Genomic DNA, 235 nt, shown 5'->3' with positions numbered 1-235 from the left:
AGCCTGCGAAGTCATGGAATCCATAACCGAATTGCGCTTCAAGCCAATCTTGGAAACCAAAATTACCATTCCAGATGATCCCTTCAAAAAATGGGTAAACAAAGCCTACGGTGAACAGTGTTGCGATGAGTATTGGATAGAAACGTGCACGCTCAGCGATACCACCAGAAACGATCGCTGGAATCGCCGCAGCAAACGTCATCAAGAAGAAAAACTTCACCAGCTCGTAACCATT

At 45.5% G+C, this 235-nt stretch carries 1 pseudogene; it reads right to left on the bottom strand.

What is annotated here, in order from left to right:
* Positions 1–235, bottom strand: a pseudogene (locus AB4512_RS23780) (ammonium transporter); the annotation flags it as partial.

This window comes from Vibrio sp. 10N.222.52.B7 (assembly GCF_041474275.1).
Taxonomy (GTDB): Bacteria; Pseudomonadota; Gammaproteobacteria; order Enterobacterales; family Vibrionaceae; genus Vibrio; species Vibrio crassostreae_C.
The sequence above is the reverse complement of the archived record's forward strand: the minus strand, read 5'-3'. Positions and strand labels throughout refer to the sequence as shown.